Source organism: Marinobacter aromaticivorans, assembly GCF_002806975.1.
Taxonomy (GTDB): Bacteria; Pseudomonadota; Gammaproteobacteria; order Pseudomonadales; family Oleiphilaceae; genus Marinobacter; species Marinobacter aromaticivorans.
In genome coordinates this window covers 228,050-254,583 of record NZ_NIHD01000006.1, presented here as the reverse complement: position 1 = coordinate 254,583, position 26,534 = coordinate 228,050, and the positions used below count along the sequence as shown (strand labels likewise).

The 26,534-nt window shown below is 55.4% G+C and carries 25 protein-coding genes; 15 read left to right on the top strand and 10 right to left on the bottom strand.

The features are described from left to right. Positions 1-17: 17 nt before the first annotated feature. The 5 genes from nuoK (at position 18) to CDH48_RS11145 (ending at position 6,974) form a co-directional block, all read left to right on the top strand. The gene (gene nuoK / locus CDH48_RS11165; protein ID WP_100688807.1) at positions 18-323 is read left to right on the top strand and encodes an NADH-quinone oxidoreductase subunit NuoK; all 306 of its coding nucleotides are present in this window, start codon (positions 18-20) and stop codon (positions 321-323) included. Next, complete coding sequence (locus tag CDH48_RS11160) at positions 323-2,269, top strand: proton-conducting transporter transmembrane domain-containing protein (protein WP_100688806.1); 1,947 nt, start codon at positions 323-325, stop codon at positions 2,267-2,269. Before nuoK ends, CDH48_RS11160 begins: the two co-directional genes overlap by 1 nt. Then, a complete protein-coding gene (locus CDH48_RS11155) occupies positions 2,266-3,753 on the top strand; it encodes a complex I subunit 4 family protein (protein WP_100688805.1) in 1,488 nt (495 codons plus the stop codon). Before CDH48_RS11160 ends, CDH48_RS11155 begins: the two co-directional genes overlap by 4 nt. Beyond that, the gene (locus CDH48_RS11150; RefSeq protein WP_100688804.1) at positions 3,753-5,165 is read left to right on the top strand and encodes an NADH-quinone oxidoreductase subunit N; all 1,413 of its coding nucleotides are present in this window, start codon (positions 3,753-3,755) and stop codon (positions 5,163-5,165) included. The genes CDH48_RS11155 and CDH48_RS11150 overlap by 1 nt, the downstream gene beginning before the upstream one ends. A 66-nt stretch (positions 5,166-5,231) precedes the next feature. Beyond that, on the top strand, positions 5,232-6,974 hold the full coding sequence (locus tag CDH48_RS11145) for a protein adenylyltransferase SelO (protein WP_100688803.1): 1,743 nt from the start codon (positions 5,232-5,234) through the stop codon (positions 6,972-6,974). A gap of 10 nt (positions 6,975-6,984) precedes the next feature. Here the strand turns inward: CDH48_RS11145 and CDH48_RS11140 are convergent, their stop codons facing one another. From CDH48_RS11140 to CDH48_RS11130, 3 genes are read right to left on the bottom strand one after another with little or no spacing between them, the layout of a single operon-like run. Next, positions 6,985-9,210, bottom strand: a complete 2,226-nt coding sequence (locus tag CDH48_RS11140) for a PepSY domain-containing protein (RefSeq protein ID WP_100688802.1) — start codon at positions 9,208-9,210, stop codon at positions 6,985-6,987. A gap of 18 nt (positions 9,211-9,228) precedes the next feature. Beyond that, complete coding sequence (locus CDH48_RS11135) at positions 9,229-9,702, bottom strand: DUF2271 domain-containing protein (RefSeq protein ID WP_100688801.1); 474 nt, start codon at positions 9,700-9,702, stop codon at positions 9,229-9,231. 17 nt (positions 9,703-9,719) lie between these two features. After that, the gene (locus tag CDH48_RS11130) at positions 9,720-10,109 is read right to left on the bottom strand and encodes a PepSY domain-containing protein (protein WP_100688800.1); all 390 of its coding nucleotides are present in this window, start codon (positions 10,107-10,109) and stop codon (positions 9,720-9,722) included. A 177-nt stretch (positions 10,110-10,286) separates the two neighbouring features. Between CDH48_RS11130 and CDH48_RS11125 the strand changes: the two genes are divergently transcribed. Both CDH48_RS11125 and CDH48_RS11120 read left to right on the top strand, forming a co-directional pair. Continuing rightward, the gene (locus CDH48_RS11125; protein ID WP_100688799.1) at positions 10,287-10,952 is read left to right on the top strand and encodes a response regulator transcription factor; all 666 of its coding nucleotides are present in this window, start codon (positions 10,287-10,289) and stop codon (positions 10,950-10,952) included. Next, a complete protein-coding gene (locus CDH48_RS11120) occupies positions 10,942-12,279 on the top strand; it encodes an ATP-binding protein (protein WP_100688798.1) in 1,338 nt (445 codons plus the stop codon). Before CDH48_RS11125 ends, CDH48_RS11120 begins: the two co-directional genes overlap by 11 nt. Positions 12,280-12,311: 32 nt before the next feature. Here CDH48_RS11120 and CDH48_RS11115 read toward each other — a convergent pair whose 3' ends face one another. Then, entirely contained in the window at positions 12,312-12,863 is a 552-nt protein-coding gene (locus CDH48_RS11115) for a cytochrome b/b6 domain-containing protein (protein WP_100688797.1), read from the bottom strand. Next, complete coding sequence (locus CDH48_RS11110; RefSeq protein WP_100688796.1) at positions 12,856-13,131, bottom strand: PepSY domain-containing protein; 276 nt, start codon at positions 13,129-13,131, stop codon at positions 12,856-12,858. Before CDH48_RS11110 ends, CDH48_RS11115 begins: the two co-directional genes overlap by 8 nt. A 204-nt stretch (positions 13,132-13,335) precedes the next feature. On the opposite strand from CDH48_RS11110, the gene CDH48_RS11105 reads away from it, so the two are divergent. The 8 genes from CDH48_RS11105 to CDH48_RS11070 all read left to right on the top strand — a co-directional run bounded on the left by CDH48_RS11105 (position 13,336) and on the right by CDH48_RS11070 (position 20,837). Then, entirely contained in the window at positions 13,336-14,622 is a 1,287-nt protein-coding gene (locus tag CDH48_RS11105) for a ferredoxin reductase family protein (RefSeq protein ID WP_100688795.1), read from the top strand. A gap of 44 nt (positions 14,623-14,666) precedes the next feature. After that, positions 14,667-15,005 carry a BON domain-containing protein gene (locus tag CDH48_RS11100; protein WP_100688794.1) on the top strand — a complete coding sequence of 113 codons (339 nt, stop codon included), beginning with the start codon at positions 14,667-14,669 and terminating at the stop codon, positions 15,003-15,005. Positions 15,006-15,063: 58 nt separating this feature from the next. Continuing rightward, complete coding sequence (locus CDH48_RS11095) at positions 15,064-15,753, top strand: VIT1/CCC1 transporter family protein (protein ID WP_100688793.1); 690 nt, start codon at positions 15,064-15,066, stop codon at positions 15,751-15,753. A 204-nt stretch (positions 15,754-15,957) separates the two neighbouring features. After that, positions 15,958-16,347, top strand: a complete 390-nt coding sequence (locus tag CDH48_RS11090) for a GtrA family protein (RefSeq protein ID WP_100688792.1) — start codon at positions 15,958-15,960, stop codon at positions 16,345-16,347. Then, positions 16,331-17,359: a glycosyltransferase family 2 protein gene (locus tag CDH48_RS11085; protein WP_100688791.1), complete on the top strand. Its 1,029-nt coding sequence runs from the start codon at positions 16,331-16,333 to the stop codon at positions 17,357-17,359. The genes CDH48_RS11090 and CDH48_RS11085 overlap by 17 nt, the downstream gene beginning before the upstream one ends. Next, positions 17,343-18,842 (top strand): ArnT family glycosyltransferase, encoded by a 1,500-nt coding sequence (locus CDH48_RS11080; protein ID WP_100688790.1) that lies wholly within the window; start codon positions 17,343-17,345, stop codon positions 18,840-18,842. Before CDH48_RS11085 ends, CDH48_RS11080 begins: the two co-directional genes overlap by 17 nt. Further along, positions 18,832-19,551: a response regulator transcription factor gene (locus CDH48_RS11075; RefSeq protein WP_227521055.1), complete on the top strand. Its 720-nt coding sequence runs from the start codon at positions 18,832-18,834 to the stop codon at positions 19,549-19,551. The genes CDH48_RS11080 and CDH48_RS11075 overlap by 11 nt, the downstream gene beginning before the upstream one ends. Continuing rightward, entirely contained in the window at positions 19,548-20,837 is a 1,290-nt protein-coding gene (locus CDH48_RS11070) for a HAMP domain-containing sensor histidine kinase (RefSeq protein ID WP_100688788.1), read from the top strand. Before CDH48_RS11075 ends, CDH48_RS11070 begins: the two co-directional genes overlap by 4 nt. 141 nt (positions 20,838-20,978) lie before the next feature. Here CDH48_RS11070 and CDH48_RS19205 read toward each other — a convergent pair whose 3' ends face one another. The 5 genes from CDH48_RS19205 to CDH48_RS11050 form a co-directional block, all read right to left on the bottom strand. After that, on the bottom strand, positions 20,979-21,302 hold the full coding sequence (locus CDH48_RS19205; protein ID WP_198515494.1) for a hypothetical protein: 324 nt from the start codon (positions 21,300-21,302) through the stop codon (positions 20,979-20,981). Beyond that, positions 21,302-21,712 (bottom strand): NAD(P)/FAD-dependent oxidoreductase, encoded by a 411-nt coding sequence (locus tag CDH48_RS19200; RefSeq protein WP_198515493.1) that lies wholly within the window; start codon positions 21,710-21,712, stop codon positions 21,302-21,304. Before CDH48_RS19200 ends, CDH48_RS19205 begins: the two co-directional genes overlap by 1 nt. Before the next feature lie 527 nt (positions 21,713-22,239). After that, the gene (locus tag CDH48_RS11060) at positions 22,240-23,085 is read right to left on the bottom strand and encodes a type IV pili methyl-accepting chemotaxis transducer N-terminal domain-containing protein (protein WP_100688787.1); all 846 of its coding nucleotides are present in this window, start codon (positions 23,083-23,085) and stop codon (positions 22,240-22,242) included. Between the two features lie 148 nt (positions 23,086-23,233). Further along, positions 23,234-24,970 carry an isocitrate/isopropylmalate family dehydrogenase gene (locus CDH48_RS11055; protein WP_100688786.1) on the bottom strand — a complete coding sequence of 579 codons (1,737 nt, stop codon included), beginning with the start codon at positions 24,968-24,970 and terminating at the stop codon, positions 23,234-23,236. A gap of 37 nt (positions 24,971-25,007) precedes the next feature. Further along, positions 25,008-26,462 (bottom strand): malate:quinone oxidoreductase, encoded by a 1,455-nt coding sequence (locus CDH48_RS11050; RefSeq protein WP_100688785.1) that lies wholly within the window; start codon positions 26,460-26,462, stop codon positions 25,008-25,010. Between the last annotated feature and the right edge of the window lie 72 nt (positions 26,463-26,534).

Below are 26,534 nucleotides of genomic sequence, written 5' to 3'. Positions count from 1 at the left end.
TCATAAGGAGGGATAACATGACGTTGCCAACACTGCTGATTGTGTCAGCGGCGCTGATCGGCATCGGTATTTACGGTACGCTTTCGCAGCAATCGTTTGTGATGTTGATGATGGGTCTTGAGCTGATACTTAACGGCGCCATGCTGGCTGCTGTCAGTTTCTGGGCGCTGACCGCCGCAGGTGCGCCTGAAGGCCAGCTTCTGACCATTATCGCGATGGCGGTGATGGCCATTGAAATGGCCATGGGGTTTGCGCTGGTGGTGGCGGTGTACCGTGCCAAACAAGCTGATACCACCGAAGCTCTGGACGGGCTGAAACACTGATGCTCTGGCTGATCCCGCTTTTTCCCATTGTTGCAGCGCTGCTGCTGTATCACTTCCGGGCGAGGAGCCGGTCGCGGTTAGCCATGGCCTGTTCCGCAACTGCCGTAGTGTTGATTGAGCTGGCATTGGTTTGGTTTGCGGAAGCCTCGGGCTGGAAAGGAGCGCTTGGCTGGAATAGCCACCTTGCACTTACGATTGATTTTACGCCGGACACATTTTTGGCGGCTTTGATGGTACCCGTGGTGGCCGCGCCCATCGTTTTCTTTGCGGCAGCCCATGAGGAAGCCGCGAGGCTGGGCCGCCTGATTACCCTACTGGTGGGCTTTGTGGGCGTGATGCAGTTGATCATTCTGGCCCGTGACCTGCTCAGCCTGCTGATTGCCTGGGAAATCGCCGGAGCCCTGTCATGGTTGCTGATTGGCCATCGATTTCAGGATGCAGAGCGTGGCCGACACGCCTCACAGGCTTTCCTGACCACCCGTGCCGGCGATCTGGGTTTGTATCTGGCCACGTTTATTGCCTTCCAGCAAAACGGAAACCTGGCCTACGCCGATCTTGATCAGATGAGCCCGTTGGCCACCAGCCTGTTCGCAGCCGGCGTCACTCTGGCAGCGTTCAGCAAGTCTGCCCAGCTGCCGTTTTCCCCCTGGCTGTTTGCTGCCATGTTTGGCCCTGCGTCGGTATCGGCGTTGCTGCATGCGGCCACCATGGTCGCCGCGGGAGTGGTGTTACTGGTTCAGTTGCAGCCAATGCTGGCCGATGTCAGCTGGTTAGGGCCTGTGCTTATCAGCACGGGGCTTGCCACGGCGCTGGCCGGTGGCCTGGTGGCCGCTGCGTCACCACACGCAAAACGCCTGTTGGCGGGTTCCACCTCGGCCCATTACGGTTTGATGTTCGTGGCTATAGGCGCGGGATACCCTGCGGTTGCGCTACTGCATTTTGCTTTGCACGCGCTGATGAAAGCGCCGCTGTTCATGATGGCCGGCATTGCCGGGCATAGGGCCGACAGTTACAACCTGTCGCAGATCGCCAGGATTCAGTTTCCTGCTGGTCTGAAATACTCCAGCGCTATTGCGGCATTGGCGCTGGCCGGGCTGTTTCCGCTGGGTGCCGCATGGACAAAAGAGGGCGTTGTGTCCGCCGCCGGGCTGGTTACACCGTGGCTTGCGGTTGCGGTAGCTTTTGCGGGCGGTCTGAGTGCACTTTATTCGGCGCGTTTTCAGTGCAGTACGTTTTTCCGACACAGTGCAAAACAACAGAACGACGCGCAAACGTCCGAATCTGGCTGGCAACACGCGCCATTATATGTGCTCACCGCTCTGGTGTTGCTGGGCAGTGTTCTGTGGTTGCCCGCTGTACATAGCGGGCTTGGCCAATGGCTGGGGGCAGCCTATCCGGATACTGAACTGTGGGAGTTTGCGATCTCACTGGCTCTGGTATTGCTGGGTCTGTTTCTGGGTTACCGGATGGTGGCCAGGGGACCGGGGCAGGGCGAACGCACCACCAGCCCGGCGCGAAATGTTCTGGCCCAATGGTTTTTTTTACCCCACCTGGCGCAACGCCTGATTGTGATTCCGGTAGATGCGCTATCACAGCGCCTGGCGGCTCTGGACGATAAAGTCGTGGATGCCGGTATTCGCGCAAGCGCAAGGTTTGCACTTTGGCTTGCCAGCGTTGGCGACCGCTCTGGCGAATGGGCATTTGACCTTCTGCCCAGGGGCTTCGCCCGGCTCGGCCACGCCCTTGCCGCAGCCAGCAGCCGATTTATGGAATGGTTGTCGGATCAGTTGCCGGAAGCGCCGGCCCGCCTGTCTGGACTGGCCGGCCAACAGGTCCGGCGACTGCAATCGGGTATGCTGCACCACTATTACAGCCTTATGGCTGTCGGCGTGGGCGTTTTTGTGCTGACACTGATACTGGCCGCCGTTAAAGGAGGATTATCGTGATACTGACCGCTGCACTGGCTGTTCCATTACTGGGCGCAGTCGCCCTGGCATTCTGGCGGGGCTGGTCGCAATCGGCGGCCCGGCTATGGGCAATCGGTATCAGCGTGATTCCACTGGTGGCGATGGCGGTGGCATGGTGGCGGTTTGACACCAGCGGCACCATGTTTCAGCTGGTGGAGGAGGTGGAGTGGGTACCCTCCCTGGGCATGGGGTTCCGCCTTGGGGTGGACGGCATTGCCCTGGCTGTCGCAGCCATGTCGGCGCTGCTTTTCACGGGCGCTGCCGCTTACCCGGTGGATACCCGCGGTTCCGCGCGCCAGTATTACGCCTGGATCCTGTTTCTGGAGGCAGCGTCTCTGGGCGTATTTCTTGCGCTGGATTTGTTGCTGTTCTACGTGTTTTTCGACCTCACTCTTGTAGCGATGTATTTCCTGATAGCAGGCTGGGGCCATGGCAAACCCCAACGCGCTGCACTCAAGTTTTTTATCTATACGCTGTTTGGCTCGCTGTTCTTGCTGCTGGCAATTCTGGGCCTGTATCTGGCGACCGATCCCCTCACATTCGACATGCGCGAACTGATTGCCCGGCAGCCGCTGGCCGGCGCCGGTGCCATTGCCAACGTGGTGATGGCGGCTTTCCTGCTGGGTTTTATCATTAAAACGCCTCTGGCACCTTTTCATACCTGGCTGCCCAGCGCCCACGTAGACGCGCCAGCGCCGGCTTCCGCCATTCTGGCAGGTGTGTTGCTGAAAATGGGCACCTACGGCCTGATACGAATTCCTTATAGCATGATGGCCGATACCTTCGCCGAGTGGGCGCTGCCTTTGGCTGTTCTGGCGCTGATTTCCATTATTTATGGTTCGTTGGTGGCTCTGGGCCAGAAGGACATCAAGCGCCGCATTGCCTATACCTCCATCAATCACATGGGCTATGCTGTGCTGGGCATAGCAGCGGCGGGTGCACTGCTCACTGGCAGCGAGGCTGCGCGCTCCATGGCATTGACGGGGGCCACTATTGAAATGGTCGCCCACGGTCTGATTACCGGTTCGCTGTTTCTGATTACGGGCTCGTTCTGGCAGCGGGGTGAAACCTACGATTTTGCTGCCTACGGCGGGCTCTCAGCACCCACTCCGAAGCTGGCGGCACTCACCACTCTGGCGGCGTTTGCCAGCCTTGGTCTGCCCGGGTTAGCCGGATTTGTCGCCGAGTTCCACATTCTTGTGGGCACCTTTGGGGTGTATCCGTGGTTAGCCGCCATCGCTTTGCTGGGGCTTCTGATTACCGCCGCGCTTTTTCTGCGAATGCTGCAATCGCTGTTTTTCGGCCAGCTTCCTGAGCGCTGGAAATCCATGCCGGATCTGAATGCTGCCGAGTTTTCGGTATTGGGTATTCTGCTGCTCCTGGTGGTGGTGATCGGTGTGTATCCAGCGGTACTGATTGATCTGATCGAAACCTCCACCGGCTGGCTGGTAGGGGGCCAGTAATGCCCGTTGCAGATCTGTTGCCAGAACTGATGGTGTTGATTGGTGCGGCGGCCATTGTGGTCAGCGCTTCGTTTTTGCCCCATCGCCTGCACTGGCTCTGCGCGGTGGCGGCCATTGCGATTTTGCTGGCCAGTTCGGTGGTGGTTCTGCTGCGTTGGGATAACGCCGCACAACTGACCTTTTTCGGCGTCTGGGCTCTGGATGGCGGCGCCGGATTTGCCAAACTGCTGATTTTCGGCAGCGCCATTGTCGCATCCGCGCTGTCGCCCCAGTGGATGGCAACCGACCGCCGCCATGGGGAATATTACGGCCTTGTGCTCTTCGCCGTTCTTGGTTCGGTGATGATGGCCGCTGCAGCAGATACCATGGAACTGATCGTCGGGATTCTGTTGTCGTCGGTCACCGGATACGCGCTGGCAGGGTATCACCGCCAATGGAGCCCCGCCCAGGAAGCAGCGATGAAATACTTCCTGATCGGCGCGCTTGCCAATGCCTTGCTGGTTGTTGGGGTAGTCCTGTTGTTTGGCCTGACCGGTGCTACCGGTTATAGCGAACTGACCGTAGCGTTAGCCGCTGACCCTGACCCCTGGGTGATGACGGTGGCGTTCGTGTTAATACTGATCGGCCTGGCTTTCAAACTGGGCGCTACCCCCGTGCACATGTGGATGCCCGACGTGGCCCAGGCTGCGCCGGCGCCGGTGGCAGCCCTGGTCACGGTTATCAGTAAAGTTGGAGCCGCTATCGCACTGGCGCGGTTCGCGATGCTATTACCCGGAAACCTGGCCTGGCCGTGGGTGATAGCTCTTATGGCAACCCTGACCATGACCTGGGGGAATCTGGCCGCGTTGTGGCAAACCAATCTGCGCCGGCTTCTGGGCTGGTCGGCTGTTTCCCAGTCGGGTTATGCGCTCATGGCCATTGTGGTTATCGGCGCGGTAGATCAGGCTCTGGCGGCGTTGCTGGTGTTTCTTGCAGGTTACGCCGTGGCCAACCTGGCGGCGTTTTCCGCGGTGGTGTATTTGCGCGGGCGCACCGAACTGGACGATTATCGCGGGTTGGCCCGTGAGCGCCCCTGGACGGCTGCTGTGATCATTCTGGCGTTACTGTCGTTTTTGGGATTACCACCTCTGGTGGGCTTTTTTGGCAAATTGCTGTTGTTCAGCGTTGTTATTGAGGGTGGCTATGCCTGGCTTGCGGTGGTTGCGGTAGTCAATACAGTAGTGTCGCTGTTTTACTATCTGCGGGTGATCGCAACCTTGGTATTACCCCGGCAAGATCAGGGAGCGGCCGATATGGGCTGGCCGGCTGGCCTCACAATGACAGTAACCGGAGGGATGATCCTGGGGCTGGGACTCTGGGCTAACGGGTTGATCAATTTGGCACAGAGTGCGATGTTATTCCTGCCTGAGTGACTATTTTGCTCAATTGACGAGTAACATGTGCAAGCCGCGTCTTTACCATCCCTTATGAGAAACCCGATGATAAAACGACCGCAAAATACCACAGCCACCCGAATCATGAGCCTCGACGATCTGGCGAAACTGGCCGACTATTCTCTGATGGATTCGCTCAGTTGCGATCCCGATGCGAGGCCGAGCGGACGGGACCACGCCCCGCGACAAGTCTTCAGTGGCCATTATGTACCGGTTACTCCTACGCCCATAGAAAACCCGGAATACGTGGCCCACAGCTTCAGTCTGTTTCGAGAGCTGGGCTTTGCCGACAACCTGGCGCAGTCTGACGACTTCGTGCGTATCTTCTCCGGCGATCTGTCATTGGCACCGGCTCCCATACGGCCGGTGGGTTGGGCCTGTGGCTATGCCTTGTCCATTATGGGCACCGAATATATTCAGCAATGTCCGTTCCAGACTGGCAATGGCTATGGTGATGGCCGGGCAGTTTCCGTCCTGGAAGCATTCATCAACGGTCAGCGCTGGGAAATGCAGTTAAAAGGCGGCGGCCGAACGCCATATTGTCGCGGAGGCGACGGTCGGGCGGTGTTGCGTTCCAGCGTGCGGGAGTTTCTTGCCCAGGAACACATGCATGCCCTGGGCGTGCCCACCTCCCGATCTTTAAGCTTGTACGTGTCGAAAACGGAGAAAGTCAGCCGGCCCTGGTATTCAGAGGGTTCTCGAGCGCGGGACCCGGATACCATGGTCGCCGAGCCCGTAGCGATAACAACCCGGGTGGCGCCTTCGTTTATCCGCGTCGGCCAACTGGAACTCTTTGGCCGTCGCGCACGCAAGAACGAACACCCGCAAGCGTTGGACGAACTTGAACAGATTGTGCAGCACCTGATTGATCGCGAATACGCTGCGGACATTGATCACAGCCTGCCGATGCACCAGAAAGTGTTGGTGCTGGCGCAGGAATTTCGCACCCGGTTAACATCGCTGGTGGCAAACTGGATTCGCGTCGGCTACTGCCAGGGAAACTTCAACAGCGACAACTGCGCAGCAGGCGGTTTCACATTGGATTACGGACCTTTTGGATTTTGTGATGCGTTTAATCCGCGCTTCCAGCCCTGGACGGGTGGGGGAGATCACTATTCATTCCTGAATCAGCCCGTCGCCGCAGAAGCCAATTTTCACATGTTCTGTGTCGCGCTTAAGCCCTTATTGGCTGACCACCCGGATTGCTTGCAGGCACTCGACGAAATCAATGAGGGCTTTGCCGGCGTTATGCAGGCCGAGATGGAGAAAATGTGGGCGGAAAAGCTGGGGCTGAACAGTTTCGATCCAGCGCTGTTTCGCGAACTGGCCGTGCTGATGATGCAAACGCCGGTGGACTACACGATGTTTTTCCGTGAGCTTTCAGCACTGCCGGGTGATATCGGCCCGCTGCAAAAGAGCTTTTACAAAAGCGCGGCTTACGCCGCGAACCGGGAAGACCTCGACGAGCGCTGGTCTGCCTGGCTTACCCGCTGGAGAGCGCTGGTGGGTATCGAAAGCTCAGCCACGGGAACCTCTGGGCGCTCCGGTGAGGAGGTCTCCATGCGGATGAAGCGGGTTAACCCTAAATACAGCCTGCGGGAATGGCTTGTGGTGCCGGCATATCAACAAGCTGCGAGAGCAAATTATGGGTTGTTACGAGAACTGCAGGAAGTGATGACACAGCCATACGCCGAGCAGTCGTGGCGCATTGAAGATAAATACTACCAGCTGAAGCCGCTGGAACTCTTTGGCGTTGGCGGTGCATCACATTACAGTTGTTCGTCGTAGTCATCAGTTCTTAATAAACATCTTCCAGATAACGCCCCTCGGTTCTCAACTCCTCGACATCCATATGCAGCGGTTTGAGAATCGAGTCAAACACCTGGCGCACACCTGCGGCCATCTCCCGCCCTCCGCATACCAATATCTGTGCACCTATCTCAATCTGATGTCGCAACGCGGTTTCATCGGCAACGATGGCATCCTGAACGTAGGCGTTCTCTGCCGACCTTGAAAACGCGGTGTTCAGCCTGGTAAGCCGCTGATCATCCAGATAACGACCAAGCTCCGGCTGGTAGAGAAAATCTGAGTCCGGGTTACGGCCGCCCCAGTACAGGTACATAGGGTTGCGCTCGGTATTTTTCCGGATAAAACCGGCAAGCGGTCCGATTCCCGCGCCAGCGCCAACGAGAATAATGGGTGTAGTACCTCCCGCAGGACGAAAGCCGGGGTTTTTCTGGATAAACCCGGCAATCCGATCGCCCGGCTTGAGGCTGTGCAGATATCCTGAGCAAAGACCATTAGTCTGTTTGCGCACACAGATTTCCAGTATCCCATCCGACGCAGAGGAGGCCAGCGAATAGAATCGGGCGGCCTCATCTCCGGGTGGCGCAACCCCGAGCAGATCGCCAGCCTCAAAGTCCGGCAGCTGTTTCCGGTTTTGGAAGGGCAGTCTCTGCCACAGATTTCTGCTATTTTTTAACGGCTTGAAGCGCAATATGCTGGTAGGCGCATTCACCGCAACGCCGTAGTCCACGCGCTCTACAAGCTCGAACTCTGAAGTGACAGCGGGCGCGGGATTATGGGTCAGTACCAGCGGAATGCCCATGCGCTCGCTGATAGCCTCGCCCCATTCCCGGAACTGTGTGGCGGAGCCGCGATCAATTCGGGTAAGCGGATGCATGTGTTGCAGGCCTTTGTTGCTGAGAGCTGTGTCCACATCCAGCGCATACTGGCAGAATTTCGGGAACTGTTGGTCACCAAAACCGAGAACCACAAACTCCAATCCGTCATCTGGCTGAAAGTGTTCAAGTCGAGTCAGAAACTGGCTGGCGGAAGAGGGCGCGTCACCGTCACCATAGGTTGATGTCAGAATAAAAAGTACAGAGGCCTTTGGGTAGTGCACCGCCAGATCATTCATGGGCGCGCAGTGCACTTTCTTTCCGGCCTGATTGAGCTTGTTCTGAAGGTCCTTGGCAAAACCCCAGGTGGTATTGCCTTCCGAACCCACCAGAATGACGGTGTCAGCGGCTTCGATGCTCGCGTTTTCACCCAGGCTTATGGCGGATGAGCGCCGTTGCCACCAGATCTGCAGGCCGGTAAATGACAGTACCGGCACGGTCAGTGCGGCTAGCCCGAGAATCAGACCTAACCACCATAAGCCTTCACCCGTATGCAGGCGAACCATCCAGTGATGGAACTGGCTGCCGGTAGAGCGCGCCTGATACTGCAGCAGTTCACCAGTTGCCTGATCCACGAACCCGGAACCTTGAGTGGTGCTCAGGGAATAGACATCCGTGGGGTCATCCGGGAAGGGAAACACCAGTTCACGCAGTTCGTTAACGTCAACATTCTTTAACGCCTTTAAAGAACCTGCCGGCGCCGGCACACCGCCTGAAACCTCCGCCGGAAAGGTAGGCTCTGTACTCGCCCCCTCCGGTAAAAGGCCAAACCTTACCGCAGACATATAGCTGCCGGTCAGTGCCGACAATAACAAGCCAATCACGGCAAACCGTGCCAGTTCGGCATGAATCCGGGGGCTACCGGAACCTGGGATGGGCTGTAACATCGCCTTCCAGCCCCCCAGGCGTCGCGCCAGCAGAAAGGCTCCGGACAGGCAGATCAATACCATCAGCGCCGCCCACACCCCGGCCAGCATTCGCCCGACATCGTCCATGAGAAAGGATCTGTGCAAGTTTTTTACCCAGCGCACAAATGCCGATGGCTGGTAGGGGGCAATACCTTCACCGGTCAGAGGGTTAACCAGGTCGGCACCCGGCTGGCCATCCTGGCTGTAATAAACGACGACTTCGCCCGAGAGAGAGCGCGCGATCTGTTCAGTGCCCGGATAATTCGTTATCACGCGCTCGGCCAGACCGGCTACGCTCAGTTCGCCGGCAGCGGGCACAACAGCGCCCGACCGCTCAAGTGCCGGTACTACGGACAAAACAACCCCGGAGGTCGCAAGCACCACCAACAACAATGCGGCGACCAGTCCGGGTAAACCATGGAGCTTGCGCAACATTAATGTATCTCCCGTTGTTTACTTGAGGTCATAGACAAAGGACTGGACATAGCCGCGGCCTGAAACCGTTTTTCCGGAGCCTTCAGTGGTCAGCGGCACGACCACATCCGCGCGGTTGTCACGCATGTCCTCAACGGCAGTATCAACACGAACCTGGTAACCGGAATCGATCAATGCGTCTTCAAGTTCCAGGGTCACTTTCAGGGCACGGCCACTGGTGACACTCGCGCCGGTCAGGCCATCGTATTCAGCCTGCTTCAGACCGCTACCCCGTGCCCAGTCGCGCAGGTGCTTGTAATATTTACTCTTCTCACCAGCAATCCAGAGAGTTCCCTGGTACTGGCCATCGGCATCGGTGAGGTAGAGCGCCAGGTAAGCCCCGTCACCGCCATAGTTTTTCAGCTGCGTGGTAAACGTGACTTCCCGGGCCTGTGCATAAGCCGGCAAAGCCATTACAGTTGCAAGCCCGAGAGCAAACAGAATCTTTTTCATGATGTAATCTCCTTTAATTACTCAACCGTTACGCTGGGGCGGCCTTTAATAATGCCCTTGCGTGGAACCCGGTCTTCATTGGTCGGTTCGCCGTAGCGCCTGGACTTGTCACGATGCTCATCATCGTCATCGTCATCGTCGTCCTCTCGCTCCATTTCCATAAGCTCAAAGGTCGCCGGAGAGTACTCGGCTTCCACGCGATAACCATCCGGGTCCCGTCCTTTAACCTCGTAACAACCGTCGTCAACCTTGATACGGAACACGGTCCATCCTTCGGCTTCCAGTTTTTGCCGGAGGTGTTCCCGGGGTTGCCATTGGGCAACCGGATCATCGCAGTCGTCGTCTGCTAGGGTGCTGGCGCTGACCAGCAATAACGAAAGGCTGATAACAATGGGTTTGAGTTTCATGGCATGTCTCCCGTTGATTCGGTTTAATCAACCTTAAGGTTCTTACCTGACAATGGCCTGAACGGGCCGCCTAATAACAGCGAACAACAGGATGGCCAGCAGGCAGGTAAGCGGTTCAGGCTGCTGTCAGGTGAGGGTTGTAGTATCGTCTGGTTGTGATCAGGCAAAAGGTGAAACATGCGGGTACTGTTGGTTGAGGATACAACCGGGCTGGGTGAGGCCGTGCGGGATCAGATCAGTGAAGATGGCCATGCTGTGGACTGGGTACAAAGTCTTGGTTTTGCCGAAACCAGCGTGAAAACCACCACATACAACCTGATTCTGCTCGATTTGATGCTGCCGGATGGACACGGCTTCGATTTTCTTAAAAAACTGCGAGCAACCGGAGATGCAACCCCCGTTATCATTCTGACCGCCAGGGATCAGGTTTCAGACCGGATTGCAGGGTTGAATGCCGGTGCCGACGATTATCTGGTGAAGCCTTTTGATCTATCAGAACTGTCTGCCCGGGTAGCCGCCGTGGCAAGACGCTATCGCGGCAATCCAAACCCTCTGGTGCGTATCGGCGATCTTGAAGTGGATCTTGGTGACCACCGCATCAGCCGCAACGGCCAGCCAGTGGAACTTACTGCCCGGGAGTGGGCGCTGTTTGAGGGCTTCTTGCAGCGCCCGGGAATACTCCTGTCCCGCTCACAGCTTGAGGACCGGTTGTACGAATTCGGTGCCGAAATCGAGAGTAATACGATTGAGGTCTACATCAGCCGTTTACGCAAAAAACTGGGGCGCGATGCCATAGTGACGGTCCGAGGTATGGGGTACCGGTTAAACTCTTATGATCACTAAAACCAGCTTACAGAAAACCCTTGGTATCTGGCTCACCCTCGGCGTGACCTTGCTCTGGCTGGTGGGTGTTATTGCTTCCGGGGTGATTGCCCGGCATGAAATGAATGAAGTTTTCGACAGCGCCCTGGAGGAGACCGCGCAGCGCATCCTGCCATTAGCGGTGACCGATATTCTGAACAGGGAAAATGACACAGGCAATCAGCGGGCATTGGCCCTGAAAGAGCACGACGAGTACCTCACCTATCTGGTTCGTGATGCATCAGGCACGCTGCTGCTGCAATCCCACGACGCAGACCCCCGAATTTTCGGTGCCAAACCGCAACAGGGGTTCTCTGAAACGTCAACTCACCGGATATACGGAGAGGGCGCCATCAGCGATACCCTGTACATTGAGGTTGCCGAACCTTTGGCCCACCGTCGCGAAGCCGTACTGGACACAAGCCTTGCCTTGCTCACGCCATTAATATTTCTGATTCCCATCAGCCTGATCGGGGTTTGGTGGGTGATAAAACGGTCACTCAGGCCAGTCGTCCGATTGCAGCAATCGATAGAATCCCGTGGTGGCAGTGACCTTTCTCTGGTGGCTGTGGACCGCCTGCCAAAAGAGTTTGAGCCCACCATGGTCGCGGTTAATCGTTTACTGGAACGGTTGCGCAGGGCGCTTGAAACAGAGCGAAGTTTTACTGCAAACAGCGCCCATGAATTGCGAACCCCGCTGGCAACGGCGTTGGCCAAGCTCCAGCGGTTAAAAACTGAAACCCGGGATGCCGGAGTTAAAGCACGAGCCGGCGAAATAGAAGAATCGCTTCGCACCTTGTCCAGGTTGTCGGAAAAGCTGCTGGAACTGGCGAAGGCCGAAGGTGCCAGTGCGCTGTCTGAAAACTACAACGACCTTACGCCCATCCTGCAAATGATCGTCAAGGATTACGAGCGTGAGGCACCCGGTCGCCTCAGACTGGATTTGACAGACAGCAGCGTAATGTCATTACTCGATCCTGATGCCTTTGCCATTCTGGCAAGAAATCTTATAGAGAATGCTCTCAGACACGGCGCAGCCAACCGGCCAGTAAGTATCAGCCTGACAGGTGAGGGCACCTTACGAGTGGCCAATGCAGGTGAGATTGTACCGCCAGAGAAGCTCGCCATGCTGCGCAACCGCTTTGTACGCTCCGATAAGAAAACACTGGGCTCTGGTATCGGGCTTGCGATTGTGGAAGCCATTGCCAGCGGCGCCGGTAAGGACCTTAAGCTCCGGTCACCAGCCCCCGGCCAGAACGACGGCTTTGAGGCCGAGCTTAATATTGTGGTGGTCCACAGAGACCGTTAAGTTATGTGCGTAATACCTTAAGGGATTCCGCATCAGCGTCGTTTATTGCCCGTAAACATTGCACGGATAAGATTTTCCCGTTGGTGGATGCTCTCGTATATCGCTGCAACCACGTGCAGCCCTATGGCCACGAGGGTGACATTCACCGATACTTCGTGCACTTCTTCCAGCAATTCACTGCCCCAGCCCCAATCGGTCGTCAGCAGCCAGCCGCTAACGCCAATGACAACCGTCGCCAGCAACAAAAACAGAATCATGAGCGCCGCGGCCGGGTTATGACCAAGGTGGCGTGGCTCACGCCCTCTCAACGCAAGCCGCACGTATTCACCTAGGCGCTCCGGGCCAGGCACAAAATCGCTGAAGCGGGCATGAACACTGCCCACAAAACCCCAAATTATACGAAAAGCGACTAATCCCAAGGCAGCGTAGCCGGCCCACTCGTGCAGATCACGATAATCGTCGGCGGTGAAGTAGGCGACGACATAAGCCGTCACCAGGCTCCAGTGAAAAATGCGAACCGCCGGATCCCAGACCTTTACCTGGTCATCCTGCATCACGGTATTCGCTTCCGACGTATCAGTCATTGCGCCGCTCCTCGACGGGCTCACCACTGACCGGGTTAAAGTAGATTTCGACCTTAACGCCTTTCTTATCCTCACCGTAGATCTCGTAACAGTTGCCATCGGTGACCTTGAATCTGTCGATTTTGTAGCCTTTATCGGCCAGTTCCTGCTTCATGGCTTCCTGAGACTTCCATTCCGACTGCGGAGCGTCGGTGCACTGCGGGCCGGCGACGGCGGCGCCCGTGAATATCAGCGCAGCGGTAGCAGTGGCAATATGACGAATCTTCATGATAGATCTCCCTGTGTAGATTGATTGGCATGCCGAGTCGGCATATCGGGGATAAAAGCACACCAACCTGACAGCAACCTTAATGCTCGCAACCTTGACCCAACTTAGTGGAGCAGGACTCCTAAAGATGGAATTGCTGATCTTTTAAGGCTGGTGTCAGCTTAACCATGCAGAATTCAGACAAACCCAAACCGGAGTTTGTTTGTGCCTAACCTACGTACCAGTGTCACGCTCTTTCTGCTTTTGGCGGCTCAGATCAGCTTCTGGACCCCGGGAGTGAGCTATGAGCATTTCCTGACACTCAGTGGCTACCTTGCCATCAATTTCATGTCCATCACCATGGTGCTGGCTACCTGGCCTGCATGGCTGGAATCCCCTTTAGGTGGCCTCGACAGTATGTATAAGCTGCATAAATGGACCGGTATTCTGGCCGTTGTTTTCGCGTTGACACACTGGTTGACCGAAATGGCAGATGATGCCCTCGAAACACTGTTTGGCTCGGATCGCAGCCTGAAGGAAGCTGATTTTTCGGGCCTGCTGGACAACCTTCAGGATGGCGCTGAAGACCTGGGCGAGCCCGGTCTGTATCTGTTGCTGTTTCTGGTTGCCATTACCCTGACCCGGTGGGTGCCCTATTATTACTGGCGCTACCTGCATCGGGTGATGCCCGTGATTTATCTGGTTCTGGCCACCCACGCACTGTTGCTGGCCCCGCTGAAATGGTGGCAACAACCTATCGGTTTGCTCATGGCGCTGTTGATCGCAGCTGGTGCCGTGGCAAGCCTGCAATCGCTGACCGGGCAAATCGGAAGGAGTCGCCGCTACAGGGGGCTGGTTCAGGCCGTCAGGCAGACATCAGCCAACATCACGGAAGTCGTCTGTGACATGGGCAAGCGGTGGCCAGGGCATCAAGCCGGACAATTCGCCCTGGTGACCTTCGACCGGATTGAAGGGGCGCATCCTTTCAGCCTCTCCAGTGCTGACAATGACAGCGGGCAGCTCAGTTTTCACATCAAGGCACTGGGAGACTATACCCGCAAGCTCCCCCGTAAGCTGCGCAGTGGCCAGGCAGTTACGCTCGAAGGCCCTTATGGACGCTTTGACCCCGACAGCGGCAGAAAAAACGCTCAACAAATCTGGGTGGCCGGCGGTATTGGTATCACGCCGTTTCTGGCTGCTCTGGAAAAGCGCCTGACCAATGCCGAACGAAAACAGCCGGCTATCACGCTGCATTACTGCACTGCAGTGGCTACAAGCGACACAATGGTGACCCGCTTACGAGAGTTGACGGAGCAACTTCCGGAGATATCACTGCACATCCACGACAGTTCGCAGGGGCAGCGGTTGGCCGTGAATCAACTGCAAATCCATGACTCCAGGGTAGATGTCTGGTTTTGCGGGCCGCAGAGCCTGGCAAATGCCTTGCGAAGCGGGCTTAAGCAACAGCCCATTTCGTTACGTTTTCACCAGGAAAGTTTCAAGTTTCGCTGAAACCGGGCTCGTCTTTCAGTCCTGCCAACAATGAGTAGAATCCAATGAAAAAATATCGTGGAACACAGTTCTTAAGCATCACTTTGATTACCGTTGCGTTGTTGACGGCCTGCAACAAATCCCCTGGGAATTTCGAAGGGATACAGCGAGCCACCTCGAACGCCGCCAACGTGACCGATGCCGATGTAACGGAAAACGTCAAGAAGGCTCTGCAGGGAGACCCTGTCCTGAATGGCTTTGAGATCACCGTGACCACGCGAAAAGGTGATGTGCGCCTGGTTGGCGCAGTCGACACGCAGAGGCAAATTGATACCGCCATAAAGCTCGCTCAGAGAGCGGACGGTTTCCACACCATCCATAATGAGTTGATCATCAGGAAGTGAGCGTGCGGCGAGGGGTTTTCTACAGCATCGTTTTCAATTTGATTTATTGGTAAAGCATATGATTCATAGTGAAGTCCATCGCTCACATCGCGTGGGTTGGTTACGTGCAGCTGTATTAGGTGCAAACGACGGAATAGTTTCTACGGCAAGCCTGATTATTGGTGTAGCTGCTGCTAGCAGTGCTCATGAAGGCATTCTTCTGGCAGGGCTTGCTGGTCTGGTAGCGGGCGCTATGTCTATGGCTGCTGGGGAGTACGTGTCCGTTAGCTCGCAGTCCGATACTGAAAAAGCAGACTTGGCTATTGAAAAACGATCATTGGAACAAAATTTTGAGTTTGAAAAAGAGGAGCTCGCTTTAATATACAAGCGCAGAGGGCTTGAGTCGGCTCTTGCGAAGCAAGTTGCTGAGCAGTTAATGGCTCACGATGCACTTGGTGCACACGCCAGAGATGAAATAGGCATTTCGGAAACGGTTAGCGCCCAGCCTGTTCAAGCAGCGTTCTCATCGGCAGGCACCTTTACCATTGGTGCCGCACTTCCGTTGGCGGCGGCGTGGGTTGTACCGGGTAGCCAGCTTATTTCCGTGGTTGCGGTATCTTCACTGGTTTTTCTCGCGCTTTTAGGCGGCATTGCTGCGAGAGCAGGTGGGGCCTCGATTGCTATCGGCGCAATCCGTGTTACATTTTGGGGTGCGCTCGCAATGGCAATTACGGCAGGGGTAGGGCGAATATTTGGCGTGGTTGCGTAAGAGATTTTTACTCGCCACTTATAAATCAGGTCTGCTTTAACTTTCCTGTCCATAATTAATCCGCAAGCCGGATTCAGGCGCGGATCATCTCACGTTTTGACATTTCCCTGATAAAACCTCCACAAAGCCGTGACACGAGGTCGGGCATCATACCCACTCAATGTCAGGGCGACTTCATCAGTCGCCAATGTGGTGGTTATTGTCATGAACACACTATTACCTCGCCAATTACGGGGATTTGTGGCGGCCGGCGGTCTTGCCACGCTGTTCCACTGGCTTGTAATGGCCGCATTGATCGCAGCCGGGCTTGAACCGGTGCTGGCAACAGCTAGCGGAAGCGTGTCTGGCGCGGTGCTAAATTACGTCCTCCAACGGCGCCTGGCATTTCGCAATGCTGGCCCTCACAGGGTTACGGTGTGGCGTTATATCGGCTCCTGTTTTGGCGCCTGGTTCTGCAATCTCGTCTTCTTTTTCCTGCTCAATAACCTTTTTGCTCTTCCTGTAACGCTGTCACAAGTCGTGACCACCGGGCTTGTCGCCGCATTGAATTACCTTGTTTACCAGAGGCTGGTTTTCCATGAACAAACGCTTTGAATTTCCCGCCGTAACTTTTGATAAGCCGCTGTTGTCACTGGTGGTGCCGCTCTACAACGAACGGCCCATGCTGCCTCTTTTCTTCGAGCGTATTCTACCGGTGCTTGCCACCCTGGATCTGCACTGGGAAATCGTGCTGGTTGATGATGGCAGTGAAGATGGCAGCGCCCGGTTCATCCGCAGTGTTATCGAGCGAACGCCCGGCATACGGCTGATCAAGCTGAGTCGGAATTTCGGTAAAGAGGCCGCAATGACTGCGGGGCTTGAACACGCCAGGGGCGATGCGGTGATCGTATTGGATGCAGACCTGCAAGATCCACCGGAGCAGATTCCGGCTATGGTTGAGTGCTGGCAGTCGGGCGTTGACGTTGTCCTGATGCAGCGGCGCTCACGGGCTGGCGAAACCGCATTCAAACGCTGGAGCGCGCATCTGTTCTATAGATTGCTGAATCGAACCAGCCGGACAAATATCCCGGTGGATACCGGAGACTTTCGTCTGATGAGTCGAAAAGCGGTTAACGCACTGTTGGTGCTGAAGGAGCGCAACCGGTACATGAAAGGCCTGTTCGCCTGGATCGGCATGCCTACTCAGGTCATTCAGTACGATCGCGAGCCCAGGGCAGCGGGTGAAACAAAATGGGATTACCCCGGGCTGGTCGGGCTGGCGCTGGAAGGGCTGACTTCGTTTTCTGTATCGCCACTGCGCTGGGCAACTTTGATAGGGCTAATCGCCGCCAGTATGGGCGCGGTATTTGGCCTGTGGATTGTGGTCAAGGCACTCATGCTGGGCGATGCCACCAGCGGTTATCCCTCGCTTGTTGCCATCATCAGTTTTTTGGGCGGCATTCAACTGATGAGTGTGGGCATTGTGGGTGAATACGTGGGCAAAACCTACATGGAATCGAAACAGAGGCCCGTGTACGTAACAGATGAAGTGATCGAAAACCGCGATGCCACACGCCAGCAGGCCAGTCACACAACCGCGGGGGCGCGTCATGTCAAAGCGGTTTAATGTCTGGTTGCTGATACTGGTTGCTGTGCTGGTCAGCCGTTTTATCGGTATGGCATTTTTCCCCTTTGCCGATACCACGGAACCTCGTTACGCGGAAATTGCGCGCTTGATGGTGGACACCGGCGACTGGATTACGCCCTGGTTTGAGCCGGGTGTTCCCTTCTGGGGCAAACCGCCCTTGTCGTTCTGGGCCCAGGCGGCGGCCATAAACGTGTTTGGTATCTCGGAGTTTTCGCTGCGTTTTCCTTCCTGGCTCGCCACGCTTGGGATGGTGTGGCTGGTCTGGCGATTGGCGCGGCAGTTGTGGAATGTTGGGGTGGCTCAGTGGAGCAGCCTGGTTTTCGCCACCATGGCCCTCACTTATATCAGTGCCGGCGCCGTGATGACAGACGCTTTCCTCGCGCTGGGCACTACGCTGACTCTGGTAAGCTTTTACCTGGTGATGGCAGGAAAGGGCGGTCTGTGGCGGTGGTCTTTCTTTCTTGGGTTGGTGATAGGGCTCTTGTCCAAAGGGCCTTTAGCCCTGGTTTTGAGCGGGATGCCCATTGTGTTGTGGTTGCTGCTCTCATGGCAGGAAGCGGCCAGCAACCTGCGGCGGCTGCCCTGGTGGCGGGGAAGCCTGATGACGGCCGTGCTGGTTTGCCCCTGGTATATACTGGCTGAACTCAAGACTCCCGGATTTCTGGATTATTTTATTGTGGGCGAGCATATCCGCCGCTTTCTGGATCCCGGGTGGACGGGCGACCTGTATGGAAGCGCCCACAACCAGCCCAAAGGCATGATCTGGGTGTTTTGGTTGTGGGCCTCCTTTCCCTGGGGCATTGTTGCACTGGTGAGCCTGATACTGGCATGGTTCCGGGGCAAAAGAAACGGCTTCGTAAGCAGGACAATATCGAATCCTGGCGTCAGCTTTCTGGTGGCAAGCGCATTGGCACCAATGCTCTTTTTCACGCTCGCAGGCAACACCCTCTGGACCTATATACTGCCCTCCTTACCATTTACGGCCCTTCTGATCGGCCGTTGGGTGTCTGAATGCCAGTCTTTCTGGCTGGCCCGGTTGCGGGGTGGTCTGGTGGCTCTGGTACCGGCTTTACTGACTGTTTTCGTGGGGCTGGCCGCAACTGGCTGGCAGCCAGTCAAGACAGAGAAAGAACTGGTAAGCTATTATCAACAAATCAGTAACGCCGGTGACAGCCCGTTGATCTATCTGGGAGACCTGCCATTTTCAGCCAGATTCTACTCAGGCGGAACCGCTCTTGGGGTAACTGGTGAAGGTTTGAGTGACTTGCAGACAACCAACGTATTTCAGCGCTTGTACGTCGCGGTCCCCAGAACCTGGTCAGGCGAAGAAGTAGCAGGCTTAGCCTCTTCCGCTCGAAAGATTATGGAAAACAGGCGCTATCAATTGTTGGTCATTGAGGGGTTGTCGAGGGACCAGCAATCGGTGTCTGGCGCCAATGGAGTTCGTTCGAATGACATCTAATCAACCACCTCTAAGACTACTGATTGTTGAAGACCAGGTGGATCTTGCGGAAAACCTGTTCGAGTTCCTGGGCGAAGATCGCTACACACTGGACTTCGCCGCTGATGGCTTGACCGCATTGCATTTGTTGGCCACACAAAGCTACGACGTTATCGTGCTCGACCTTATGCTGCCTGGCGTCAATGGCTATGATATTTGCCGGCGTATCCGCCAGGATCTGCAATGCCAGACTCCCGTTATTCTGATGACGGCCCTGAGCGCCCTGACCGATAAAGAGAAAGGGTTTGATTGCGGTGCGGATGATTATCTCGTAAAGCCGTTTGAATTGCGTGAGCTACAGCTACGGATCGAGGCTCTGCACAGGCGCTATTCACCCCGGAGACCGATCCTGGCGGCTGGTGATGTTCGCTTCGATCCAGGCACGCTAGAAGTGGAACTGCGTGGGTTAAAAACTGCGTTGTCCGGCATACCAGCTCGTCTGTTTGAATTGCTGGTACGAGCCTATCCGAGCTTTCTCAGCCATGAGGCACTGAGTGACGCCCTGTGGGGAGCACGCTATGGAGAAACCGAAGGCAACAGCCTCCGGACCCATATTTACACACTTCGGAAATCCCTGCAGGCAGGCCTGGGCAGCGGGCTGGTAAAAACGATTCATGGGCGAGGGTACCGCCTGGAAGTCCCTGAGAAAGAGAACGCTGACAAGCCATGAAGTCATCCTTGACCAGGCGTTTGACCCGAACCCTGTTTTTCCTGATTGCCGCCACAACCGCAACCTCGATGTTTATTGTTGAGGTGTTTGTTTATGACGTTGAAGACACCATTCTGGACCTGGAGCTCAAGGCAGAGGCTGAGTACTTCACGGAGCAACTCAGGGAAGGGCGCTTTCAACCCATAAAGACGGCACAACTGGAAGCGGTTTTTCTGCCTGAAGGAGAGGCGGAGACGTTGCTGCCGGAATATTTCCGCAACCGCCGTTTACCGTTTTCCCAGGAGGTAGAAACAGGGCATACAACGCTGCTGATAGTCGGAGAGCGGCTGGAAGCCCCCGATGGCAAACTCTTTCTGGCCCAGGACATTACGATTATGGAAAATCGTGAGGCCCTGGTTCAGCTTGCGCTGGTTAGTGTTGCTGGCTTCATGCTGCTGGTTGGTTTTATTGTTGCCCGCACAGGCGCACGATACCTGGTGCGCCCCTTCAACAAATTGACCCGTGAAGTCCTCAACACAGCACCCGGAACCTCAATGCCGCAAATCACCACAGACTACCGTGACCAGGAGTTTTGCGACATTGCCAAGGCGTTTAACCGTTTCCTGTCAGAGCTTGAACACCATGTCGAGCGGGAAAAATCGTTTGTGAAGCTTGCCAGCCATGAGCTTCGCACACCGTTGGCCGTGATGAGTGGCGCCCTGAATGTGCTGGAACAAAGGCAAAATCTCACAGCGGCGGATCAGAAAACCCTCGCCCGTATCCGCCGGGCTATGCAAACCATGCGCGACGATACAGAAGTACTCCTTGAACTTGCCCGCCGCGAAGCATCCGAAGGCGATGCCAGAATCATCGTGCTGAAAGAGGTGCTTCAGAATACCATCGACGACCTGGAACATGGCCACCCGGATCATGCAGGCCGGATCAGTGTCGACAACAACAACCCGGAGCTGAGAGTCAAAACCCATCCTGCTCTGGTACGTATGTTACTGCGCAACTTATTACAGAATGCATTACGTCACACCCATGCAGGGGTGAAAGTTCGCGTCATAGAAAACAGGATCTCTGTACGAGACTTCGGGTCCGGGTTGCCCAGGGCTATAACCGAGCACCTGAGTGCCTTTCAGGAGCCAAGCGCCATCACCTCCCAACAGAGTAAGTTTAACAACACCACCTTTGGGTTGCTGATCGTCCGGTTGGTTTGCGAACGGCTGGGTTGGGATCTGGAGATTGCGCAATCCGACAACGAGGGTACTGAGTTTTTGATCCATGTTCATAATCTTGTCTGAATTTTCGCCCGCAGGTGTCTTAAGCCAAGGTATAAGTGTTGAAGATACTCATGCTCTACTGCGCATAATGTATATTATGTTAAATAAAATGTTAGAACCCTAAGTCTGCCCCATGATCAGAATCAGATAATTGCGCTTAGCTTAATTGGCCTCTTTCTCCGGTTTTAGTCGCTCAATTCCGAAAGCCTTCATAATGTATTTCTCGTAGATCGGGTCAGCCTGGCCCTTGCGCATTTTACGCATGAAGTATTTTTCATAGCCAACCTTGGCCAGGTGCACCCATTTTCCAGTCATGGCTTTTGTTACGTTGCGCGGTGGAATTTGCGGGAGAGCGATGAATGCGAAACCAGTATCGCCCATATCAGCAAGGCACATTGCATTCCAGGTTGCCTCTTGTCTGACGGGCTTACCGGCCAGATCATCACGGATATTGTGTGCGATGGCGGTTACCATCGATTCGATCATCAGTCCGGTCTTCGGTGCGCCGGTAGGCACCGGGGTGGCCTCGACGGGGGTATGGCTACGCATACACCTGCTGCGAGAATGTTAGGCCATTTCGGGTTGCGCTGATGCTTGTCGATCAGGATGAAGCCGCCGGGATTGACCAGCCCTTCAATGCCTTGCACGGCATCGACGCCGGCAAAAGGTGGAATTAGCATGGAGTAGGCGAACGGCAACTCGTGGGTGTTGGCCACACGGCCCTTCTCATCAAGTTGCTCGACGTTGACTTTGTCCTGATCCACCGAGGTCACGCGGGCATTGTCGACCCATTTGATATGGCGCTTGCGCAACTCCGATTCCAGCAAACCCTTGGAGTCGCCAATGCCACCCAGCCCCATGTGACCGATATACGGCTCGGAGGTGACAAAAGTCATCGGTACTCGGTCACGCAGTTTACGCCGCCGCAGGTCGGTGTCGAGGATCATTGCGAATTCGTAGGCTGGGCCAAAACAACTGGCGCCCTGCAGCGCGCCGACCACCACAGGGCCTGGATTGTCGAGAAAGTCCTGGTAGGCCTGCCAAGCCTTCTCGGCATGCGGTCCGGTACACACTGACTGACTGAAGCCATCGGGGCCGCTGCCTCGCCAACCGTCCTGCGAATCTCGTAGGCGGCCGACATGCCGCCCAAACCTGCGCCCAGAATAATAATATGCGCCATGATGAATCCCTCCAATACTGACCATTCTATAAGCTAACGTCATTTTTGCTTGCCCGGCGAAGCCAGCCGGCCAATAGATTCTGAACAGCCCTGCCAGCGTTTTCGGGTGCGACTATTTTTCAGTATAGACAACGTTACCGGAGCGCGCGCTCCACCGCTTCCGGAAATCCCGCCATGTCCATTACCCGCTCCAAATCCGTGAGGAGTTAAAGTGTGCTTCGCGCCCTTCACTCTCCAGGCATTTCAGGATGGGTCAATGGACACGTACAAGTCGGTAATCCTGTCCATCTTTTTCAGCATGGACTCGGTAGTTACCTGAATAACGAAAGGTACATAGCGCCCGCTTTCTCCCAGCTCGAATCCGGATCGTGAAAACTCCCATTGGGCTGCCACTTCATTCAAGGCCTGGTTTATCTCGCGGGTATTCAGGGAAGATTCAATCAGAAGCTTCAGTGCCTGGTCAAAATCGCTGAGCGCCTGCTTAAATGCAGGGTCCAGCGTCTCATCAGCTACCTGCCAGCTCTTGGCGACATAGAGCATCCCGATACGTTGCGACAACATGCGCTGGCGCCCGGAGATATTTATCAGTTCGCCCTTCTTTTCATTCGAATGCTTTTCGAGCAACTGAACGTTGTTTTCACATAATTCAAGCAAACGGGAGCCGTTTTCGATTACGGAAAGCGCTTGGCGGTGCTCGGGGTTTGCAATCGCCAATTGGCGGAATTTATTCCATTCCTGACGAATGTCGTGCAAAGATGCGGTGATTTCCCGCGTTGGCGAGAAGTCTTCCAGCTCGCCCAAATGCTCCTCGAAAAGAGCCACACTGGCGTCCAGTTGTTTCTGTGCCTTGTCGGTAGCCACGTCCTGACCAATCAGCAAATAGGACTTGGTAATACGCTGGGTCAGCATTCGTTGCATGCCGGCCTTATTGATTGCAGACTCAAGAGTCAGTGCTTCTGCAAGAACGCTCCCTGGCGCAAAGGAAAGCATAAGCATCAGTGTGGCAATTATTATCAAGGGCGGAGTTACAGCCTGCGCATGATGGCCGATAAACTGGTTACGCCTGAGTGTTCTGGAAATGAGTCGCATCAGATACCCCTGTCTCAATAGTGCAGAAAAGAAACTCCCGGGAGCATCGTCTGCGCCAAAATCATGAGGCCCAGAAGCTACACTTCGTACAGGAAAACGTCTTTGACGATAATCATTAGCCGTTTTATTACTGACTACTCAAAGAAAGTCACCGGAGCGCGCGCTCTACCGCCTCCAGAAACCCCACCATATCCACTACCCTCTCCGAATCCGGGTCGACAGTTTTGCCCTTGAGGTCGGCGGTGACAATGCCGCTGTCCACGGTGTCGGTCAATGCTGTTTTCAGACTGACAGCGTATTCGCTCAGGGCAGTGTTTTCCTCCCGGTTGCCCAGGGTTTCCAGAGCGTTAGCGACGGCGAAGATCAGGGCTGAAGGGTTAAAGTGGGCCTCGCGCCCTTCACTCTCCAGGTATTTCAGGTAGAGGTCGTGGGCCGTGCCATGGGGTGCCTCGAAGAGCATGGTGCCGTCTTTGCTTTCTATGATGGAACTGGCGGTAGCCAGGCTGCCGCCGAGGGCAGCAGAGATATCGGAGAAGATATCCCCATCCAGGTTCTGCGAGGGATAGAGTGCGTTTCTCGGGGGATCGGTGATCATTTTTTTAAGCTGGCTCGACGGCCGCATGATCATGAACGAGGGCGGTGGTGTGTCCTCCCGGGCCAGTTCCCGGCGCACTTCGGTGATAACGTCACTGAATACCTCGTCGTATTCCATGTATTCGCGCTTGAGGCCAAAGTAGACCTCCTTGTCTTTGCGGGAGGCGTCACGGAATACCTGGGTTACCCAGTCTTTGATGGCTTCATGGTCATTGGACATGAGCAGAATGGGGTCGCCTTGTCTGACGCGGCGGGCATGTTTTTCTTCGCCGTCAACAATCACCTTGAGAAGGCCGTCTTCCTGGGCCGGCATATTGAAGCTGCCGTACTGGTCGCCTCCGCCGGCGCTCATGCGGGAGATTGAAACGTGGGCGCTGCGGCTGGGAATACCGTATTTCCTGAGTTGGTTTACCAGTTTGAACAGCTTGCGCCCGGTGGTATTGTCGGGCACACCCCAAAGTGCGCGCTCCGGCGGATTCGAGACGATGCGTGCAGCCTGGGCGTCTATGAGTTCGTAATAATAGTTCAGGCCCAGGTCCTTCATCTTCTGGCAGTAATCGCTGTGATAGATCTCTTCAATTGCCGCGCGCATGGCACCGTCGTAACCGGGAATCACAGTATCTTTCAGGCCCAGATAAACATCCCGTTTCTCATCGACAGCACGCTGGAAAAAACGGTGTGCCCAGGCTCTGACGTCCTCCATATCGTTGGTGGCCAGTAGCCAGGGATCTCCCTTGCGGATATCGCGGCGATGCAGTTCCACCGGGTCGCCGCTACTGCCAACAAACATCAGCTTGACCACGCCGGAAGCCTGGGAGAGCTGGTTGAAGCTGTTTTTGATACCACCGAATTCCATGGTATCCACTTCGATATCGCGGCCAATCCAGTCAGGCCGGCTGATCTTGAGGTTACGGAACTGGATATCTTCACGGGTTATGTTGCCGCTGATGCCTTTACGGATGGCGCCGTTGGGGGATTTGATCGCCAGTGGGTCAAGGTTGCCGGAGTCCACATCAGGATGCTTTCGTAGCAGCTCATCCAGTTGCTGGCGGTTGACAGTCATCCCGGCGTTTTTCACGCCCACGCCTTGGCGCTGGAGAGCGTCGATAGCATCAATTACCGCCTGGCCGTTGGTCAGTAAACGGTGTTCCGCAGAGAGATCGATTTCCTCAAGCTGAATGTTCAGGCGTGCGGTGACGAATTTATCAAGAATCTGTTCGAAGGCAACCTGGGCCATTTCATCACCGTGGAGGATGACCAGAGGCGAAGTTACATTGATCCTGTTATCCATTGAGTAGTCTCCCCAGTATTGACGGCTTAAGTCGATCTCATTGCCGGATTATGCCCAGCTGTTTGTTAACTGCATCGCGAATTTCCCGATAGCGGTCCGGATTACCAATCAGAGTATCCAGATTATCCTCGGGAAAAATCTGACTCTTCTTTATGCGGGCTTCTTCCCTGGAAAAGATAGACGGTAACAGTCGCTCCAGACACCGCAACATCACCTCGGGCGAAACCGACGCCCCCGGCGATGCCCCAAGTAATGTCCCATACGTCTTATCTTTGGATACAAGAATTTCTGTGCCCATCTGCAAGTCCCTGTCTTTGATGATTTGCACACGCTGGCCAGCTTCAATCGGTTTCCAGTCGAACCGTTTGCTCAAGCCCGGCGCAAAGTTCTCAAGTTCCTCAAACATGCTCTTTTCGCCTTTAAAGGTCTCTGAAATGAGATACCTGACCAGGTGGGAATGCCGTATTGCTACATTCAGCAAGCCGGGAATGTCATGCAGACGAATTGAGCCAAGGTAATCAAAAAATCCCCGACCTTTCTCGAGAAGGGGTTTGAAGGAAGCAAAAGGGCCAAACAGCAAATAGTACTTACCGTCCACTGCCCGCAAATCCAGATGCGGAACCGACATGGGCGGCGCGCCTACTTTGGCTTTGCCATAGGTTTTCGCCCTGTACAAGCGGGCCTGCTCTTCGCTGATTGGCGCCTTTAAAAACCGACCACCTACCGGAAAGCCGGTGTATCGGCTCCGAAAAGGCAAGTGACTTCTTTTCAACAGCGGAAATGCGCCCCCACCTGCGCCTACAAAGAGCACATCTGCCTTATACTGCACCGGCCCTTCCCTGCTGTCGGCACTGATAATCCACCTCCCGGTTGGGCTCCGATGCGCGCGCTTGACGTGAGTGCCGTATTCAATCCTTACACCCAGGCTTTGCACCGCATGTGCCGCCATTTGCTCCGTCAGGGCACCAAAGTTTACGTCGGTGCCTGTTTCAATAATGGTAGCCGCCATTTTTTCATGGCGAGGGCGCCCATCCATTGTGAAGGGAATCCAGCTTTTGATTTCATCAAAATCGTCGGAGTAGCGCATGTGTTCGAAAAAGTGATGGGCGGACATTTCCTCGAACCGCAATTTCAGTTCTTCGATGGCAGATTCGGAAACGAGAGTGCAGTGCCTGGTCTGGTTAATAAAGGTCTCAGGTTCTTTGATGGCGCCCTTTTCTACCAGGTAAGCCCAAAACTGCTTGGCGACGTTGAACTGAGCGTGGATTTTCAAGGCTTTCTCAACGGAAATGACTTCTCCATCCACCGGCGTGTAGTTGAGTTCGCAGTTGGCTTCGTGTCCCGTGCCTGCGTTGTTGAATGCCCATGAGTTGCCCGCCCCTGCGCTGTCGAGCCTTTCCAGAATGGTAATGTCCAGATGCGGAGCCAGCTCTTTTGCCAGAGTGGCAAAAGTTGTTCCCATAATCCCTGCGCCGATGATAACTATGTTCATAACGTCTATCCGCCAGTGTCCTGCCAGTGTCGATCTTCCTGGAGCTCCGTTACTCTCAAACCATAATGGAAG